This window comes from Schaalia sp. JY-X169 (genome assembly GCF_014069575.1).
Taxonomy (GTDB): Bacteria; Actinomycetota; Actinomycetes; order Actinomycetales; family Actinomycetaceae; genus Scrofimicrobium.
Genome location: NZ_CP059675.1, coordinates 861,090 through 880,990 on the forward strand (window position 1 = coordinate 861,090; position 19,901 = coordinate 880,990).

General features: G+C 57.7%; 9 protein-coding genes and 3 rRNA genes. 10 read left to right on the plus strand and 2 right to left on the minus strand.

Annotated features, from left to right (window positions below):
* The first annotated feature begins 130 nt into the window (after positions 1-130).
* Together argR and H2O65_RS03790 are read left to right on the plus strand one after the other, a co-directional pair.
* Positions 131-634 carry an arginine repressor gene (gene argR, locus H2O65_RS03785; RefSeq protein ID WP_182142324.1) on the plus strand — a complete coding sequence of 168 codons (504 nt, stop codon included), beginning with the start codon at positions 131-133 and terminating at the stop codon, positions 632-634.
* A gap of 130 nt (positions 635-764) precedes the next feature.
* On the plus strand, positions 765-1,988 hold the full coding sequence (locus H2O65_RS03790) for an argininosuccinate synthase (protein WP_182142326.1): 1,224 nt from the start codon (positions 765-767) through the stop codon (positions 1,986-1,988).
* Here the strand turns inward: H2O65_RS03790 and H2O65_RS03795 are convergent.
* Positions 1,985-3,238, minus strand: coding sequence for an arginine deiminase (locus H2O65_RS03795; RefSeq protein WP_182142327.1), 1,254 nt, complete (start codon positions 3,236-3,238; stop codon positions 1,985-1,987). The two genes, H2O65_RS03790 and H2O65_RS03795, sit on opposite strands and share 4 nt — an antisense overlap.
* A gap of 132 nt (positions 3,239-3,370) precedes the next feature.
* Here H2O65_RS03795 and argH point away from each other — a divergent pair, with 132 nt between their 5' ends.
* The 7 genes from argH to H2O65_RS03830 all read left to right on the plus strand — a co-directional run bounded on the left by argH (position 3,371) and on the right by H2O65_RS03830 (position 17,094).
* Positions 3,371-4,813, plus strand: coding sequence for an argininosuccinate lyase (gene argH, locus H2O65_RS03800; protein WP_182142329.1), 1,443 nt, complete (start codon positions 3,371-3,373; stop codon positions 4,811-4,813).
* 114 nt (positions 4,814-4,927) lie between these two features.
* Entirely contained in the window at positions 4,928-6,196 is a 1,269-nt protein-coding gene (gene tyrS / locus H2O65_RS03805) for a tyrosine--tRNA ligase (protein WP_182142331.1), read from the plus strand.
* A 72-nt stretch (positions 6,197-6,268) separates the two neighbouring features.
* Positions 6,269-7,684: a threonine/serine exporter ThrE family protein gene (locus H2O65_RS03810; RefSeq protein ID WP_182142333.1), complete on the plus strand. Its 1,416-nt coding sequence runs from the start codon at positions 6,269-6,271 to the stop codon at positions 7,682-7,684.
* Between the two features lie 406 nt (positions 7,685-8,090).
* A 16S ribosomal RNA gene (locus tag H2O65_RS03815) occupies positions 8,091-9,625 on the plus strand.
* Between the two features lie 413 nt (positions 9,626-10,038).
* Positions 10,039-13,171, plus strand: a 23S ribosomal RNA gene (locus tag H2O65_RS03820).
* Between the two features lie 233 nt (positions 13,172-13,404).
* Positions 13,405-13,521 (plus strand): 5S ribosomal RNA (gene rrf / locus H2O65_RS03825).
* Together the 16S, 23S and 5S rRNA genes form the textbook arrangement of a ribosomal RNA operon.
* Before the next feature lie 534 nt (positions 13,522-14,055).
* The gene (locus H2O65_RS03830) at positions 14,056-17,094 is read left to right on the plus strand and encodes an FAD-binding and (Fe-S)-binding domain-containing protein (RefSeq protein ID WP_182142335.1); all 3,039 of its coding nucleotides are present in this window, start codon (positions 14,056-14,058) and stop codon (positions 17,092-17,094) included.
* A 63-nt stretch (positions 17,095-17,157) separates the two neighbouring features.
* Here H2O65_RS03830 and murQ read toward each other — a convergent pair whose 3' ends face one another.
* Entirely contained in the window at positions 17,158-18,075 is a 918-nt protein-coding gene (gene murQ / locus H2O65_RS03835; protein ID WP_182142336.1) for an N-acetylmuramic acid 6-phosphate etherase, read from the minus strand.
* Positions 18,076-18,233: 158 nt separating this feature from the next.
* Between murQ and H2O65_RS03840 the strand changes: the two genes are divergently transcribed.
* Entirely contained in the window at positions 18,234-19,901 is a 1,668-nt protein-coding gene (locus H2O65_RS03840; RefSeq protein ID WP_182142337.1) for a glycoside hydrolase family 3 protein, read from the plus strand.

Consider the following 19,901-nt stretch of genomic DNA (forward strand, 5'->3'; position numbering starts at 1 on the left):
CGGGTTTCGCGTTGACGGGGTGCCTACGTGTTGAGTCTCACCGTCTCATTCCTGGATACGGTACTGCAACTTATTCACTCCACCGTATGATTATCCAGTTGGTGATGTGCTACTAGGGGCGGAGGGTGCCGTGGCGGAGACCGGATTGGACACGAAGACTGCGCGTCACGATGCCATCCTCGAACTGGTTTCTGCGGGGCCCGTTACATCGCAGGGGCAATTGCGGGAGCTGCTTTCTGAGCGTGGCTTTGAAACGGCCCAGGCAACCCTGTCACGCGATCTTGCTGAACTGCAGGCCGTTAAAGTCAAGACGAGCAGCGGCGCGTCCGTTTACTCCGTTCCGGATGTCAACGGGGTTCATACGGGTTCAACTTTGGAGGGGAATGCTCGCTTGGCGCGCTGGTGTCAAGACCTTTTGGTCAGCGCCCAGGAGGCCCAAAACCTGCTTGTTTTGCGCACTCCTTCGGGCGCGGCAAACCTTCTTGGTTCTGCCGTTGACACCTCACGGCTCCCAGGCGTCCTCGGCACAATAGCGGGGGACGACACGATTCTGCTCATCTGTGACGACGATGAGCGTGCTCGACAGACCCGCGACCTGCTCACAAAGCTGGCTGAACGCGGATCGTCCTCGTAGACGGCGCCAGAGCGCTAGCCCCACCTAGCAAACGAACTTCAGACAAAGAGAAGACAAAGATCCCGAGTGACTGCACCGGGTGAAGACATGAAACAGGAAGTCCCCAAAAAGGGCGTGAAAGGTAGCGGCAATGAGCCAGACAAATGACCGGGTTGTTCTTGCGTACTCGGGTGGTTTGGACACCTCGGTGGCAATCGGGTGGATTGGTGAACAGACTGGGGCCGAGGTCGTCGCAGTGGCTGTTGACGTGGGGCAGGGCGGTGAAGACCTCGAGGTGATCCGCCAGCGCGCACTCGATTGTGGCGCCGTCGAAGCCTACGTCGCTGACGCTAAGGACGAGTTCGCCGAAGAGTACTGCATGCCGGCACTCAAGGCGAACAGCCTTTACATGGACCAGTACCCGCTGGTGTCCGCAATTTCCCGTCCTCTTATTTCCAAGCACCTGGTGAAGGCTGCCCGCCAGTTTGGCGCGCACACCGTCGCGCACGGTTGCACGGGCAAAGGCAATGATCAGGTGCGGTTTGAGGTCGCCATTACTTCGGTGGGCCCCGACCTGACGTGTCTGGCACCAGTTCGCGACCTCGCCCTCACACGTGACGTGGCGATCGACTACGCGGTCAAGCATGACCTGCCGATTGAAACAACCAAGAACAACCCCTTCTCCATTGACCAAAATGTTTGGGGACGCGCAATTGAGACAGGGTTCCTTGAAGACATCTGGAATGCCCCCACTAAGGACGTCTACAACTACACGGATGACCCGACCTACCCGCCGCTTCCGGACGAGGTCGTAATCACGTTTGACCAGGGTGTTCCCGTTGCGATCGACGGCCGTCCCGTGACGCCACTGCAGGCCATTCAAGAGATGAACAGGCGTGCGGGGGCCCAGGGGATCGGGCGTATCGACATTGTTGAAGATCGTTTGGTCGGTATCAAGTCCAGGGAGATCTATGAGGCGCCGGGTGCCATCGCCCTCATCACAGCCCACAAGGAGCTGGAGAACGTAACGATCGAACGCGAGCAGGCCCGTTTCAAGTCACGTGTTGATGAGCGCTGGTCGGAACTGGTTTATGACGGCCAGTGGTTCAGCCCGCTGAAGCGTTCACTGGATGCGTTCATTGACGATACGCAGACATACGTGTCAGGCGACATCCGCATGACATTGCATGGCGGTCGGGCGACGGTGACGGGGAGGCGTTCGGATACCTCCCTGTACGACTTCAACCTTGCAACGTATGAGACGGGCGATACTTACGATCAGACCAACGCGCGTGGGTTCATTGAGATCTTCGGGATGACTTCAAAGCTCGCTGCAGCCCGTGATGCCAAGTACGGGCGGGGAGTAACGATCTAGGAGTTCGCACGTTCCACGGGGCAGGACATACACCGTGGGCCGCCGCGTCCTCGACCCAACTCAGACCCCTCGATTTCGATGACGTCGATGCCAGCGTTACGCATCGCCTTATTCGATCGGGGGGTTCTTGAGTATGCGATGACCTTGCCGGGCGCCAGCGCCAACATGTTGAAGCCATCGTTCCACTGTTCGCGGGACAGTTCTGCGGCGGTAGCGTCGGGCCAGATGAACTGGAGTGGCCGCTCCAGAGTTGCTTCCAGTGCTTTGGGGACGTCCTCGGGCATTGCGCGGACGACAATGCGTTCGTCATCTGCATCCCATTCGAGTAGTACACAGGGTGACCCGATCACTTCCGGATAGATGACGAACTTATCCCGGTCAACCTGGGTCAAAACTGTGTCGAGGTGCATGAACTCGCGCCGTTCCGGCAGCATCACGGCGAGGACCCGGGTGGCCTTACCGGCGTGGAAGAGGCGCTCTGCAAGTCGTTCCACACCCTGGGGGGTAGTCCTTTCAGAGACCCCCACGGCCAACGCGCCACCGCCGAGGATGAGAATATCGCCGCCCTCGGCTGAGCGGTGCGCGCCTGACATCCCGGTGGTCCAAATGTCGAAGTCTGCATCTTTGAATCCGGGATGGTACTGGTAGATGGCGCTGTAGTGCAGAGATTCGCGTCGCCGCACCTCGCGGCTCATCGAGTTGACCGCCACTCCGCCGTACATCCACACCGATGCGTCGCGGGTGAAGAGGTGGTTGGGGAGAGGGCCGATGAGGAAGTCGTCCTCGTTCAAAGTCTGCGCGACCAAGGAGGGAACTTCAGCGATTTTCTCCCACTCGGACTTGGTGATTCCCTCCACGCAGAGGTGTGCCGTTTGTTCGGGCGTGAGGGAGTCTGCCCAGCTTTTCAACGAGGGCGAAAGCAGGGGGCCAAGCCGCTTGTAGTTGATGGTGTGCTCGAGGACGAACTCCTTGGCCTCCGGGTTCTTGAGCGTCTCCTCGAACAAATCCATGAACTCCAGCGCGACTACGCCCTGGTCTTGCATCTGCGTTACGAAGTATTCGTGCTCTTCTCTTGCGCGCCCTGGTGACAACAGGTCATCAAACAGCAGGTGGTCGTGGTTCGGCGGTGTCAGCCTCTCCATCTCCCGCCCCGGTCTGTGAACTATGACGGTCTTGAGGGGGGAAACTTCATCCTCCACATTGATCCTGAAGGTCCCTCGCGCAGCATCTGTGGTGGTTTCGTTGTTCATTCGAACTCGACTTTCTCAGGCTACCTACGAGGATACCCAGGTCGGCCGTCCCCCGTACGGCGGATGCGGTGTTATCCACAGATAGGGGCGGACTTGAATGCGCGATGCGTTTCGAAAAGGCATGATTGAGACATGGCTGACGAACAGAAAACTAAGAGTGATGGCGCGACCGAGTCCGCATCGTTGTGGGGGGGCCGGTTCCGCTCAGGTCCTTCTCCGGAGCTGGCGCGGCTCAGCCTCTCGACCCACTTCGACTGGCGCCTCGCCTCGGACGACATCGCGGGGTCCAAGGCACATGCGCGCGCCCTTGCTGAGGTGGGGCTCCTTACCGAAACGCAGTTGCGTGACATGCTGGCCGCGCTTGACGTGCTGCTTGACGACGTGTTGGCGGGGGACTTCCTTCCGACAATTGAGGACGAGGACGTGCATACCGCCCTCGAACGTGGACTTATGGAGCGCGCGGGGGCTGAGCTTGGCGGGCGGCTACGCGCCGGGCGTTCCCGCAACGACCAGATTGCGGCGCTAACCCGGCGTTACCTGCGGCGCCAGGCGCGCCATATCGGGGCTTTGACGCTCTCCCTTGTTGACGCCCTGATTGAGCAAGCCCAGGCCGCGGGGGATGCAATCATGCCAGGGCGTACCCACATGCAGCACGCGCAACCGGTTCTTGTGGCGCACCAACTGCTTGCGCATACGTGGCCGCTAGTGCGGGATGTGCAGCGCTTAGAGGACTGGGATAAGAGGGCTGCTGCTTCGCCGTATGGTGCTGGTGCTCTGGCGGGAAACACCCTTGGGCTGGATGCGCAGCAGATTGCAGGACAGTTGGGGTTCGACAGGGTTGAGAACAACTCAATTGACGCGACGGCCTCGCGCGATGTGATGGCCGAGCTTGCCTTTGTATTTGCGATGATCGGGATAAACCTCAGCCGCATCTCTGAAGAGATCATTATCTGGAACACCCATGAGTTCGGTTACGTTCGTCTTGATGACGCGTACTCCACTGGCTCTTCGATCATGCCGCAGAAGAAGAACCCGGATATTGCAGAGTTGGCGCGCGGCAAGGCTGGGCGGATGATCGGCGACCTGACCGGGTTGCTCGCAACCTTGAAGGGGTTGCCGTTGGCGTACAACCGGGACCTACAGGAGGATAAGGAGCCACTTTTTGATCAGATCGACACTCTTGATGCGTTGCTTCCCGCATTTTTCGGAATGATCGCAACCATGAAACTCAACTATGCGCGCATGGAGGAAGAGGCGCCGCAGGGTTTCTCGCTTGCGACCGACATCGCGGAATGGCTGGTTCGCGAAGGTGTTCCGTTCCGGGTTGCGCATGAGGTTGCGGGGGCGGCTGTTACTTACTGTGAGGATAGGCAGATTGAGCTTGGCGACCTGACAGAAGACGATTTGCCGAACATTGACCCACATTTGAGCCCCGACGTCCTCGGGGTTCTCACGACTGCTGGTTCAGTGCGTGCCCGCAGTGGGGCTGGCGGAACTGCTCCGGTGCGGGTGCGTGAACAGATTGGGGAGCTACGGGAGCAAACCGTCGCGGCCGCGAGGTGGTGCGAGAGTTAGGCCACCTTGACCGGGGCAACTTTGTCTACGAATGTGCGCCGACGTAATCTGAGCGTGCGGGAATAGGTGCCGTCTTGGCGCACCTAATGAATTGACAGATATGAAGGAGATACGGTGAGCGACCTCATCGAAGAACTCCGCTGGCGCGGACTGGTTGCACAACACACGGACGAAGAGAGTTTGTCCGCGGCGTTCGAGGACGGTCCTGTCACTTTCTATTGTGGTTTCGACCCAACCGCACCCTCCTTACACCACGGTCACCTGGTGCAGCTGATCTTGATGCGGCACCTGCAGAATGCTGGGCACAGGCCACTCGCCCTCGTCGGAGGGGCTACCGGATTGATCGGTGACCCCCGCGATGTTGGGGAAAGATCCATGAATGACACCGAAGTGGTGGAAGAGTGGGCAAGCCGCCTCCGCAGTCAGATTGAGCGGTTCCTCGACTTTGATACTGAGGAAAACCCGGCTCGGATGGTCAACAACTTGGACTGGACTGCTGACGTGTCGGCAATTGGTCTTCTGCGTGACATTGGCAAGTACTTCCGTTTGGGAACGATGCTCTCCAAAGATGTGGTTGCACGCAGGCTCAAATCGGATGAGGGGATTTCGTACACGGAGTTTTCTTACCAGATTCTTCAGGCCAACGACTTCCTTCAGTTGTTGCGCCGCTACGGCTGCACGCTGCAAACCGGGGGCAATGACCAGTGGGGCAACCTGATTGGCGGGATGGAGCTGATCCGCAAGGTAGAGGGCAAGAATGTTCATGTCCTGACCACACCGGTCATCACGAAGGCGGATGGAACCAAGTTCGGTAAGTCTGAGGGCGGGGCGATCTGGCTCGACCCGAAGATGATGAGCCCGTACGACTTCTACCAGTTCTGGCTACAGACTGCGGATGAGGACGTCGTGCGAATGCTCAAGGCATTCACTTTCCTGCCGCGCGAAGAGATTGAGGCGCTGGAAGTCGCGACTGAGGAGCAGCCTCACGCGCGCGCTGCACAGAAGGCCCTCGCGGCTGAGGTAACACGCTTTGTTCACGGCGAAGATGAACTGACACGTGTCATGGCGGCAACAGATGCGCTTTGGGGGCGTGGTGATCTGTGGGAGGTTGACGCGGCTACCCTGGCCTCCGCGATCCAAGATCTTCCCCAGACGACGGTTGTTCCCGGCGAAACCACGGTTCTCGATGCTCTGCTTGGCTCCGGTCTAGAGAGTGGTCGCCAGGCCGCCCTGCGCACGGTCAAGGGGAATGGTCTGTCAATCAACAACGTCAAGGTCACCGACCCAGACCGAGTCCTGTCGGATGAGGATCTGCTGGCCGGCGGTGTGGTGCTGCTCCGGAAGGGCAGAAAAACCTTGGCCGCTGGGCGTGTTGACGGCTAGGTTTTCGGACCTCGGCCGCATACGGCACCCGCGGCTTCCCAAGTAGGTCACTGCTACGCGAAGAAGGCCGCCATGTTTGAGTCTGTCAGTCGAGCAGTCGGGTCACTGTGGTGGCGACTCCTCCGCAATGGCTCGCCCGACGATACGTCGGATGAGCCAGATGATGTGCTCATTACTGCGCAAGAGCATGAGCGCGTCATCCTGCACGTCCTCGACCTCGCAACCCGACTCGGGGATGCAATGCTGTCCGTGGGCGCTTCAGCACATGAAGTGACGGTGGCGTCAACGCGGGCTGCTCGCGCGTACGGTTTGACGGACGTACACGTTGTCGTCACATACAACTCCCTGTCAGTGTCCTTCCAACAGGGCGAGGACGAGTGGCCGGCGACGGTCATGCGGGTCGTCAAATGGGATGCACCGGATCATTCGAAGCTGCAGGCTCTGCAGGAGTTGCTGTATCGGATCGAGGGCGGCCTCGACCTCGGTCTTGCCAGGGCGCGATTGCGCAGAATCCGCCGCACCAGGTTCCCCTATAGATCGGGCGCCGTCGTAGCCGCCTCAGCGTTGCTTGCCATGGGCGTGAGCGTCATGTTCGGCGCATCCGCGGTGGTCATGGCGGTAACGTTCGTTGCTGCACTAATGGCTGCGATTGTGCAGGCAACGCTGGCGAGGACGGGATTGCCGTTGTTCTTCAACCAGGTCGCCGGAGGGTTTGTAGTAACACTGGTGGCTGTTGGCGTTACTGCGGCCGGTGACCTAGGGGTTGAGATGTTCACCGACGTTAGGCCATCAATCATTGTGGCGTCGGGAATCATGATGATGCTGGCAGGAATGTCGGCAGTGGGTGCAACCCAGGATGCAATCGACGGGTTTGCGGTCACAGCGAGCGGGCGCATTCTTGACGTGATGATGCGGACGCTAGGTGTTGTCATCGGCATCTTGCTGGGTCTGCAACTTGGGGTCGTGATGGGGACGGTTGTCCCTCTCCTTCCGACTGCATTGCCATTTGGTTCGGTTCCTCAGCAGCTGGTTGGCGCCGCGGTGGTTTCCGCTGCTGCAGCGCTGACAAACGGCGGGCGGCTCAAGACGATTCTTGTCAGCGGGATCCTTGGCGCCGTGACAATGGTTGGCTTCGCGATTGCCACGGCGTTCGGTTTGGATATGGCGACAGCGAGTGGAGTGGGGGCGCTGACCTCATCGTTTGTTGGCGGGGTCGCTGCGCAGAGACTGCACATCCCCGCCATCGCCGTGACCACAGCGGCCATCATCCCGTTGGTTCCCGGAGTCGCAATATTCAGGGGACTTTTGGGCATCGTTCAGGCCGAGGGCGCGTTCGATGGCCTCGTCATTGGTGGGAACGCCTTGGTCATCGCTGCGATCACGGCGGTTGCGTTGGCCGCAGGAGTCTCGTTCGGCCTCTATATGGCAACCCCGGTTCGCTCCACCCTGCGCCGGGTCAGTCAAGCCCGCGTCGGCTTGCACCATTAGAAGAGACGTCGGTAACAGAATGTCGATTAACGACCTGCTCCGCGAAGGACGAGGGCGGATTCTAGCCCTAGGACACGCCCGAACACGGAGCATGGTAGTCATTCGGACCGCCTCTAAACACCCAGGTCAGAAGGTGTTTCAAACGGTGTGGTGCCCGTCATACGGACGGGACTAGACGGGGTGGGGGGTTTTCGGTAATGTTGTCTCTCGCCGGAAGTTACGGGGAAAGCCCACGAGGGAATGAACCGAGAACGGCGAAACGCCCAGCAGTTATTGCTAAATGGGGTGTTGTTTGTGAACTTGATAGTGTGTTTTTGTTTGTTTGAGTGTACTCAATAAATTGTTTTTGTTGGTGTTTTTTTGGTTGGGATTGCAGCCTTTTTGGTTGTTTTTTTCTGGCATTTTTTTGTTGGAGAGTTTGATCCTGGCTCAGGACGAACGCTGGCGGCGTGCTTAACACATGCAAGTCGAACGGATTGCTTGGTGCTTGCACTGAGTGGTTAGTGGCGAACGGGTGAGTAACACGTGAGTAACCTGCCCCCTTCTTTGGGATAAGCACCTGAAAGGGTGTCTAATACTGATTATTCTGCTGGAATCGCATGGTTTTGGTTGGAAAGGTTTTTCTGGTGGGGGATGGGCTCGCGGCTTATCAGCTTGTTGGTGGGGTAATGGCTTACCAAGGCTTTGACGGGTAACCGGCCTGAGAGGGTGACCGGTCACATTGGGACTGAGATACGGCCCAGACTCCTACGGGAGGCAGCAGTGGGGAATATTGCACAATGGACGGAAGTCTGATGCAGCGACGCCGCGTGAGGGATGAAGGCCTTCGGGTTGTAAACCTTTTTCGCTTTTGACCAAGGCAGCATTTTGGTGTTGTTGAGGGTATGAGGTAAAGAAGCTCCGGCTAACTACGTGCCAGCAGCCGCGGTAATACGTAGGGAGCGAGCGTTGTCCGGATTTATTGGGCGTAAAGGGCTTGTAGGTGGCTTGTCGCGTCTGCCGTGAAATTCCGCAGCTTAACTGTGGTAGTGCGGTGGGTACGGGCAGGCTTGAGTGTGGTAGGGGAGACTGGAATTCCTGGTGTAGCGGTGGAATGCGCAGATATCAGGAGGAACACCGGTGGCGAAGGCGGGTCTCTGGGCCATTACTGACGCTGAGGAGCGAAAGCGTGGGGAGCGAACAGGATTAGATACCCTGGTAGTCCACGCTGTAAACGTTGGGAACTAGGTGTGGGGCCTGTCATGGGTTCTGCGCCGGCGCTAACGCATTAAGTTCCCCGCCTGGGGAGTACGGCCGCAAGGCTAAAACTCAAAGGAATTGACGGGGGCCCGCACAAGCGGCGGAGCATGCGGATTAATTCGAGGCAACGCGAAGAACCTTACCAAGGCTTGACATACACCGGAAGCTGCCAGAGATGGTGGTCTCTTTGATACTGGTGTACAGGTGGTGCATGGTTGTCGTCAGCTCGTGTCGTGAGATGTTGGGTTAAGTCCCGCAACGAGCGCAACCCTTGTCCTATGTTGCCAGCACGTTATGGTGGGGACTCATGGGAGACTGCCGGGGTTAACTCGGAGGAAGGTGGGGATGACGTCAAATCATCATGCCCCTTATGTCTTGGGCTTCACGCATGCTACAATGGCCGGTACAGAGGGAAGCGATATCGTGAGGTGGAGCGGATCCCTTAAAGCCGGTCTCAGTTCGGATCGAAGTCTGCAACTCGACTTCGTGAAGGTGGAGTCGCTAGTAATCGCAGATCAGCAACGCTGCGGTGAATACGTTCTCGGGCCTTGTACACACCGCCCGTCACGTCATGAAAGTTGGTAACACCCGAAGCGCGTGGCCTAACCTTTTTGGGGGGAGCGTGCGAAGGTGGGATTGGCGATTGGGACGAAGTCGTAACAAGGTAGCCGTACCGGAAGGTGTGGCTGGATCACCTCCTTTCTAAGGAGCCTCACTGGCCTGCTGGCGCACTCATGTTGGGTGTGTTTGTTTGGTGGGTTTGTTGTGGGGGTTTTGTTTTGTTAGTCATTATGGGCCGCGGTGGCTTGTGATGCGGGCCAACATTTTTGGTTGGTTGGGTATTCTTTTCACTTCTTTGTTGGGGTGGCAAACATTTTCTGGTCATGGTCTTTTGATTGTGGTTGGGGCACACTATCGGGTTTACGTTCAACACTGCTGGCTGGCCTTTTGGGGCTTGTTTGGTGTGTTGGGTGTGGGTTGTTGGTGAATTGTATAGTGGTTGTTTGCATCTTTATTTTTGTGTGATTTTGTTTTGTTTGAGTGATTTTTAGACTTCAGACGCATTTTCCTTTGTTGGTTGGTGTGTTTGGGGTTGGTTCATTTGTGTGTTTGTTTTTGTAGTTTTTGTGGGCGTTCGGTGGATGCCTTGGTATCAAGAGCTGATGAAAGACGTGGCGGTCTGCGATATGCCTCGGGGAGTTGACGAGCAAGTGTTGATCCGGGGATTTCTGAATGGGGGAACCCAGCACCTGTAATGGGGTGTTACCTGCTGGTGAGTTAAGTAGCCAGTATGGGAGGAACGTGGGGAAGTGAAACATCTTAGTACCCATAGGAAGAGATATTCCGTTAGTAGTGGCGAGCGAAAGCGGATGATGGCTAAACCGTGTGTGTGTGATACCCAGCGAGGGTTGCGCATGCGGTGTTGTGGGGCCAGACATGATACACATTCCTTCGCTGGGGGGTGTGGCTGGTGTGTGCGTGGAGTTGAACAACCTGGGATGGTTGACCGGAGAGCGTGATAGTCGCGTAGATGGTTCATGTGTGCATTGGTTTGGTTTGGTGCCCGAGTAGCGCGGGGCTCGTGAAATCCTGTGTGAATCTGCCAAGACCACTTGGTAAGCCTGAATACTTCTTGATAACCGATAGTGAATAGTACCGTGAGGGAATGGTGAAAAGTACCCCGGGAGGGGAGTGAAATAGTTCCTGAAACCGGATGCCTTTAAGCCGTCAGAGCCTTATGTGCCTTTGGGTGTGGGGGTGATGGCGTGCCTTTTGAAGAATGAGCCTGCGAGTTAGTGGCATGTGGCTTGCTTAACCCGTTGTGGGGTAGGCGTAGCGAAAGCGAGTCTGAATAGGGCGTTTTTTGGTCGCGTGTTCTAGACCCGAAGCGGAGTGATCTACCCATGGCCAGGTTGAAGCAGTGGTAAGACGCTGTGGAGGACCGAACCCACCTAGGTTGAAAACTGGGGGGATGAGCTGTGGGTAGGGGTGAAAGGCTAATCAAACTCCGTGATAGCTGGTTCTCCCCGAAATGCATTTAGGTGCAGCGTCGTGTGTTGCCTGGTGGTGGTAGAGCACTGGTTGGTTAATGGGCCCTGTGGGTTACTGAGATCAGCTAAACTCCGAATGCCATTAGTGTTAGCGCGGCAGTGAGACTGCGGGGGATAAGCTTCGTAGTCGAAAGGGAAACAGCCCAGATCACCGGTTAAGGCCCCTAAGTGTGTACTGAGTGGGAAAGGATGTGGAGTTGCAGTGACAACCAGGAGGTTGGCTTAGAAGCAGCCACCCTTGAAAGAGTGCGTAATAGCTCACTGGTCAAGTGATTCCGCGCCGACAATGTAGCGGGGCTGAAGTACACCGCCGAAGCCGTGACATCAAGACTTTATTGTTTTGTTGGGTAGGGGAGCGTCCCTCATGAGGTGAAGCAGCAGTGTGAACTGCTGTGGATTGTGGGGGAGTGAGAATGCAGGCATGAGTAGCGATTTGAGGGGTGGGAATCCCCTCCGCCGTATAACTAAGGGTTCCAGGGCTAGGTTTATCCTCCCTGGGTTAGTCGGGTCCTAAGGCGAGGCCGACAGGCGTAGTCGATGGATAACCAGTTGATATTCTGGTACCGGCTTTTGATCCGTTCAACATTGTATCTAGCAGTGAGTCTTTACCGCTGGGCACGAGTTTTTCATTCCGCTTTTGTGGTGGTTTGTTAGGTTTGTGTTTGGTCGTTTTGGTGAGCGTGGGTATGGTGAGCGTGTTAACAGGGGTGACACAAAGTGGTAGCTGCTGCACACCGGTGGTTGTGTGTGTCTAAGCGTGTGGCCTGTTCCTAGGTAAACCCGGGAACGTGATAGGTGAGGCGTGATGGGAATCCCTTTTGTGGGGTTTAGTGGTGAGCCTGTTTTGTCAAGAAAAGCCTCGACGTGAGGGTCAGAGCCGCCCGTACCTAAACCGACACAGGTAGTTAGGTAGAGCATACTAAGGCGTACGAGTGAATCGTGGTTAAGGAACTCGGCAAAATACCCCCGTAACTTCGGAAGAAGGGGGACCCCTGGAAGTGATCCATCCTTGCGGTGGTGAGCGTTTGGGGGTCGCAGAGGATAGAGAGAAGCGACTGTTTACTAAAAACACAGGTGCGTGCTAAGCCGTAAGGCGCCGTATACGCACTGACGCCTGCCCGGTGCTGGAAGGTTAAGAGGAAAGGTCAACACGCTCTTGAGTGTGTGAAGCTTTGAATTGAAGCCCCAGTAAACGGCGGTGGTAACTATAACCATCCTAAGGTAGCGAAATTCCTTGTCGGGTAAGTTCCGACCTGCACGAATGGCGTAACGACTTCTCTACTGTCTCAACCACGAGCTCGGTGAAATTGCACTACGAGTAAAGATGCTCGTTACGCGCAGCAGGACGGTAAGACCCCGGGACCTTTACTATAGCTTGGTATTGGTGTTCGTTAGTGTTTGTGTAGGATAGGTGGGAGACTGTGATACTGGCACGCTAGTGTTGGTGGAGTCATTGGTGAAATACCACTCTGATATTAATGTGCATCTAACCTTGAATCCTTATCGGGTTTGGGGACAGTGCCTGGTGGGTAGTTTAACTGGGGCGGTTGCCTCCTAAATGGTAACGGAGGCGCTCAAAGGTTCCCTCAGCCTGGTTGGTAACCAGGTGTTGAGTGTAAGTGTAAAAGGGAGCTTGACTGTGAGACTGACAAGTCGAGCAGGGACGAAAGTCGGAACTAGTGATCCGGCCACGGCTTGTGGAAGCGTGGTCGCTCAACGGATAAAAGGTACCCCGGGGATAACAGGCTGATCCTGCCCAAGAGTCCATATCGACGGCATGGTTTGGCACCTCGATGTCGGCTCGTCGCATCCTGGGGGTGGAGTCGCTCCCAAGGGTTGGGCTGTTCGCCCATTAAAGCGGTACGCGAGCTGGGTTTAGAACGTCGTGAGACAGTTCGGTCCCTATCCGCTGCGCGCGCAGGAAACTTGTAGAGATCTGTCCCTAGTACGAGAGGACCGGGATGGACGAACCTCTGGTATACCAGTTGTCCCGCCAGGGGCACCGCTGGTTGGCTACGTTCGGGTTGGATAACCGCTGAAAGCATCTAAGCGGGAAGCCATCTCTGAGATTAGGTTTCCAACACCCACATTGTGGGTGTGAAGGCCCCCTAGAGACTATGGGGTAGATAGGCCAGGAGTGGAAGCATCGTAAGGTGTTCTAAAGCTAACTGGTACTAATCGGCCGACACTACAAACAAACACAACACAAAACAAAGTGTTACGAGCATATGCAAACAACCCACACAATCATTTAGATTTGCAAGCAATCACTATGCAAATTCACTAATAATCCACACACAAAGAATGTGATAACCCCAAGTAACACAAGATTTAGTTACGGGGTTGCCACACCAACAACAAACACTCACAAACAAAAAGTAGGGTTACAAACCCTAGCCGGTGGGTGGGTAGTGTGTGAACAACAAGTTTTGCGGGGGGCATAGCACAAGGGAAACGCCCAGTTCCATTCCGAACCTGGAAGCTAAGCCTTGTAGCGGCGAAGATACTCCACTCCATAGGGTGCGGGAAAATAGCACCCCCCCGCAAATCAACAACAATGTAGTGCCCCTGAACCAACACCGGTCCAGGGGCACCACTGGTTTAAGCCCAGCAACCATCAAAACCTGGGCGGCCAACAAAAACCCTCACACTACCCGCCATGACCGCCACCGCCACCAAATGTATACGTGGGGGCGAAATGTTTGCTTGGGGTAGGTACCCCACGCGAACATTCCACCCCCACACAAACATTCCACAACCCAGCCACTGCAACCAGGACACGCAACGACGCCGAGAGCAGAACCAGAAACGACAAGCCAACCGGCAGACCAGGAGGGCCAGACGGTGAGCCGCGCAGGTTGGGACGGTTGGCGCGGTTGGGACGGTTGGGACGGTTGGCGCGGCCAGGCAAACCAGGCCGGCCAGGACGTGGGCTGCGGGTATAGATCACCCTCGGGGTATGAAACACAATGTATGTAATGAAAGTACACAAAAGGATGTGGGAGAGTAGGATAGTTACGGATAGGGATCGTCTGATTTCCCGTATTCCCAGGAACACTGACGTTCATCAGGAGGCAGTCCGTGCATTCTCACTTCGATGCTGACAACTCAGCTTGCAACGCGGCGGAGGATCATGCCCGGCCGAGCTTCGGCGATCATGACCGGCGCAGGTTTGGGGATCCTGCCCGGCGCACCTTAGATGATCCTGCCCGGTCGGAGCTGTATCGGAGGGTCTACGCCCACGATGCCTCCCACTTCTTGAAGTATCCATCAGAAGTCCGAGTTGCAAGCACTCTTGACGATATTAGGGACGTGTTTGCTGACGCGCGTTCTGGTGGCGCCCACATCACCTTCCGCTCAGGCGGGACCAGCCTGAACGGGCAGTCTGTGACCGACGGTATCCTCGTGGATACTCGGCGTGGATTTCGCGGTGTTGCACCACTCGACGGTGGCACGCGGCTCCGCGTCGAACCCGGTGTTACCATTCGGCATGCCAACGCTGTCCTCCGCAGAAGTGGGCGGATCATGGGGCCCGACCCAGCCAGTGAGATCGCGGCAACTATCGGAGGCGTGATCGCAAACAACGCGTCTGGGATGTCGTGCGGTACAGAGCATAACTCCTACCGCATGATCGACTCCCTCTCTTTCATTCTCGCTAGTGGCAATCAGTTCGACACCGCGAACTCTGGCGAAGACTCGCGGTTTGCCGCACTCGAGCCGAGTCTCTATCAGGCTCTGGAGCGTTTCCGAGAACAGATTCGTCTTAGTCCTGCGCTGAAGGCAGAGGTGGAGCGGCAGTTTTCCATGAAGAACACCATGGGCTACGGTCTCAACTCGTTCCTGGACTACGACAGGCCAATCGATATTTTCAGTCATCTCCTGGTCGGAAGCGAAGGTACCTTGGGCTTCGTGTCAGAGGCGACATTCCACACTCTCCCGATTCGCGGTGATGTAGCGACCGCACTGTGGGTTTTCCCAAGCGTTATCAGAGCAGCGGAGGTTATTCCTGCGCTGGTCGACAGTGGTGCGTCAGCCGTCGAACTCATGGACTCGACCTCGCTCCGGGTCGCCCAAACCTTCGACACCATCCCCGGTTCTATTGCGGCATTGCACGTCACTGATCACGCTGCGCTGCTGGTTGAGTACCAGGAGGACAGCTCAGAAGCCATGGCTTCCCGCGTCGCGGAGGCGACTACCCTTTGCGCTTCTCTGGGTCTCAAGGCCTCATTTACTTCTGACCCTCAAGACAGAGCCATGCTCTGGTCAGTCAGAAAAGGTCTGTATGCGACCGTGGCCGGAGCGCGTCGCCCAGGGGTGACTGCCCTTCTTGAGGACATTGTGGTCCCGGTGCCCACGCTTGCCCGAACCTGCTCTGAACTGGCACAGCTCCTGTCGCGTCACGGGTATGAGGATGCCGTCATCTTCGGGCATGCGAAGGATGGCAACCTGCACTTTATGCTGACCGGAGACTTTGAGGATCCGGCCGAAAAGACCAGACTCGCGACCTTCACCGAAGATATGGTGGATTTGGTGTTGAGGAATGGTGGTTCCCTCAAAGCGGAGCACGGTACGGGCATCGCTATGGCGCCATTCGTTGAACGACAGTATGGGTCCGAGTTGTACTCGATCATGGTTGGCATCAAGCGAGCCGCCGACCCCCACAACATCCTCAACCCCGGTGTCATAATCGCCGGGGACTCTGCTGGGCAGCACCTTAGCCACTTTAAGGAGACACCCGAGGTCGATCCGTTCTTCGACCGCTGCGTCGAATGCGGCTACTGCGAACCGATCTGCCCCAGCAAGGATCTCACACTAACGCCGCGCACCAGGATTGTCGCCCTCCGAGAGATCAAGGCTGCAAGCTCGCGAGGCGACAACATGCTCGCAACTCAGCTCCAGTCTGCCTACGAGTATGCAGGTACCGAGACCTGTGCAGTCGACGGTCTCTGCGCGACTTCATGCCCACTTGGTATCAACACTGCAGATATCGTCCGCAAGCAGCGCCGCGACGAAGCGGATCAGCCATGGAGCGGCGTTTGGGGAACTGCTGCGAAGGCGTGGCCCGCAGTGACCCAGGGTGCGGGTCTGGCCCTGAGCGCCGCAAAACTCCTTCCACCCAAGGCAGTGGAAGGGACCACCCGAGCACTCCGCGCTGTTCTTGGAAAGGACAAGATGCCGCTGTGGACACCCGACCTCCCAGCCGGGGGAAGGTCGCGTGAGGCGAGTGCAAGACGATACCTGACACCACGTAGGTTCGCTGCAGAAGTGCGCGCGAGCAGTGGTGAGTTAGGCTTGAATGTGAGCTCAGCAAGCGATGGGAGCAGATCAGGGGTGCGTGCGAGTAGCAGTGAAGTTATCCCACAGTCTGGGCAAGTGCCGTCATCACCGGTTGCCGTCTACATGCCCTCCTGCCTTAACGCCATGTTTGCGCCCGGAGGTGGTGGCGCGAACACACTGCAAGATGACTTCCAGTACCTCTGCGAGCGAGCTGGGGTTCGCGTCCTCATTCCACGCTCAATAGAGTCGCTGTGCTGCGGGACCCCTTGGTCGTCGAAAGGGATGGGCAATGGGTACGAGGACGTCCAAGCTCGCACTGTCGCCGCCCTTTACGCTTCTACCGGTGGTGGCTCGTTGCCTGTCGTCTGTGATAACTCGTCGTGCACCGAGGGCCTCATCAAGCTTCTCAAAGGGGAAGGTTTGCAGGTCATCGACGGTCCGGCCTTCATTCGGGACCACGTGTTGCCCGTGCTTCGAGGGAGAGGCTTGAAGCTTGACGCGGGTTCTCTCGCGGTTGTTCATCCCACTTGCTCATCTACCCACCTCGGCAGCACTGAAGCAGTGGTCGACATTATGCAGTCGATTAGTGGCAAGGTCTATGTTCCCGACGCCTGGGGCTGCTGCGCTTTCGCTGGGGATCGCGGAATGCTCCACCCTGAACTCACTGAGTCGGCAACCAGAGCGGAATGCGCCGAAGTTGGCAGCCTGGCGCAGTCCCGCGCGGGCGAGACCAAGTTTGTTTCAAGTAACCGTACTTGTGAAATCGGGATGTCGCGCGGGAGCGGACGAGACTACTTGGGCGTCATTTCCGTGCTGGCTGCAGCCGTGCGCGATGCGGGCTGAGGGGGAATGCGGGTGCTGAGGTCAGCGCTGGAGCGCAGCGCGGGCTGAGGGGGAATGCGGGCGCTAGTTTCCCAGTGCCGCCCTCATGTTGCCGCCGTGCTCCTCAAGCAGCTCACGTGCGGTCGCGGGGGAGACTTCACGCAAGATTGCCACCGATGCCACTTTGACACTGCCGTCGGCGAGTGCGAGGGCGTCCTCGGCTGCCCGCTTGTCACAGCCCGTCACCCTCATGACCAAGTTCCGCGCCCGGACCTGCAGCTTCTTGTTCGAGGCCGAGACATCCACCATGAGGTTTCCGTACGTCTTCCCCAGTCGCACCATGGTCGCCGTAGAGATCATATTGAGGACCTGCTTCTGCGCAGATCCGGCCTTGAGCCGGGTTGAGCCGCTCAGTACTTCAGGCCCCACGACGACTTCAATCGGGAAGTCGACGGCATCTGAGAGCACAGCGGGTGAGTTGTTTGAGATCCCCACAGTTGTCGCACCGGCCTCACGTCCGGCTGCCACCGCTCCGAGTGCATAGGGAGTACGCCCTGACGCGGCAATCCCAACCACCGCGTCCGTGGCTCTGAGCTCGAACTCCTTTGCAGCCTCATATCCAGCCTGGTAGTCGTCCTCGGCGCCCTCTATCGCGTTGCGAAGTGCTTCCTCGCCACCCGCAATGATTCCCACTACTTGCGAGGGGTCCGAGGAAAAGGTGGGCGGGCACTCGGATGCATCCAACACGCCCAGGCGACCGGATGTTCCCGCACCGACATAGAACAGCCGCCCGCCCTCGTTCATGCCCGCAGCTATGGCGTCGATCGCGGCGGTGATCTGCGGGATTGCTGCTTCGATAGCCCGCGGAACCTCCATTTCCGCCTGATTCATGGCGGAGACGATTTGCTGTGTGGAAAGCAGGTCAAGATCTGCATAACGTGGGTCCACAGACTCCGTAGTTGCTTCGCTAATGGCCTCGGCTTGCTCGACGATGAGCTCCATGGGTGCCCTCTCCTGAGGGATGGCAAATCACGCCATCTCGGTGTAAGAATGTTTCACTAATGACTCGATGTGTGTAACTATATTACAGACAGGTGCGCCAGGCCATAATTTCTGAGACTGGTGTTACGGCTCATAGGTTGGTATCAAAGGAGTGCCCAATGGGAAAGAAGACAGTAGAACAAGCGTTGGCAGAGGTGTCCGGCTGGAGCGATGAGGTTCTCGTAGGACAGTTGTTCAGCGTAGCGAGTGGTGGCCACGCCGCGAAAGACATCCTCGGATTCGGGGGTGGAACTGAAAAGGAACTTCAAGAAGAAGTCCATGAGCGCCTCAAAGAGTACATCCGCCAGTACCACCTCGGTGCCGTTATCTACTTCCCGCCCGGGGGAGATCACGAGCCTGTCGCCGATATTCGCGCCACAAACCTGGATCTGCAGGCCGCTGCGGATATCCCCCTCTTGATCGCGACCGACCAGGAGAACGGGACGGTGGCCCGCGTCCGGGTGGGGGCTGCACACATGCCGGGTGCGATGGCGCTCGGCGCTACCGAAGACCCCCGGCTGTGGGCCGAGGTCGGACACGTCACCGGTGAACAGCTGCGTGCTGTAGGCATTTTCCAAACCTTCGCGCCTGTCGCCGACGTCAATGTTCTTTCGGAGAATCCAGGTGTCAACATTCGCTCTGCTGGGTCAGACCCTGAAAAGGCTTCAAGCCAGTTGGCTACCGTCACACGTGCACTAGCCGAGGGCGGGGTTGCCTCGACCCTAAAGCACTTCCCCGGCTATGGCAGCGCCGCGGCGGACCCGCACCTTGGCCTACCTTCCGTCTCACTGACTCGGGAAGAGTGGGAGAACACTGAACGCCTTCCGTTCCAGGCAGCGATTGACGCCGGTGCCGACTCGATCATGCTCGGCCATGTCGCCTTCCCTGATCTAGATCCCAAGGATGCTGCGACTTTCTCAGCCCCGATCGTCACCGATCTGCTGCGTCATGACCTCGGGTTCGAGGGCGTCATTATCACCGATGCAATGGACATGGGTGGGGCTGAGCGCCCCGAAGGTCCCGCGGAAGCGTGTGTGGTGGCACTCCAGGCAGGTGCCGACCAGATCCTCATGCCCGTCGATCTGCCCGAAGCCTACGAAGCGGTGCTACGAGCATTGCGTGAAGGGCGACTCAATCGCGCTGAGTTGGAGAAATCTGCCACGCGGATCCTCAGGCTCAAGAAGAAGCTCGGCCTCGATAGCCCACAGATTCCCGATCTCGAAATTTTCGACAATCCTCACCACACCGAACTTGCCCGCGCGGCCGCGGCAGCCTCTGTTGCTGAGCGTGATGCCTCGGTGGAAGCGAGCCTCATGCCCGGCTCGAACGTCCTCGTCATCCACCCGGGGAAGGACCCCCAAAAACGCGGAGCCAACCCGGGCGATGTCCTCACACCGATCCTCGAGGGCGCCGACCACTCCGTGACCCTGGTGGAATGGGGGGCAACTGAAGACGAGGGCGGACCGTGGCGCGGGCTGGACTCGGCTGCCACCGAAGATGCAACCGAGGCCGTGGTTGTCCTGCGTGATGCTTGGAAGGACTCACTCCCCGTCGCCGAGGTTCTGGCTGAACTTGACCAAGCCGGTCTAAATGTTCATGTGGTTGCGCTGAGGTCGCCGCACGAATCGGCCTCCGTGTCGCAGAAGCATTCGGTTTTGTTCACCTACGGTGACAACCTCTTCGCCATCGAAGCGGCTGGGAACGTCCTCGTCGGGAAAGAGAAGCCCGACGGTGGGCTCCCCATGCCGGTCACCACGTTGGAAGCAGCACAGGAGGCAGGAAAGTAG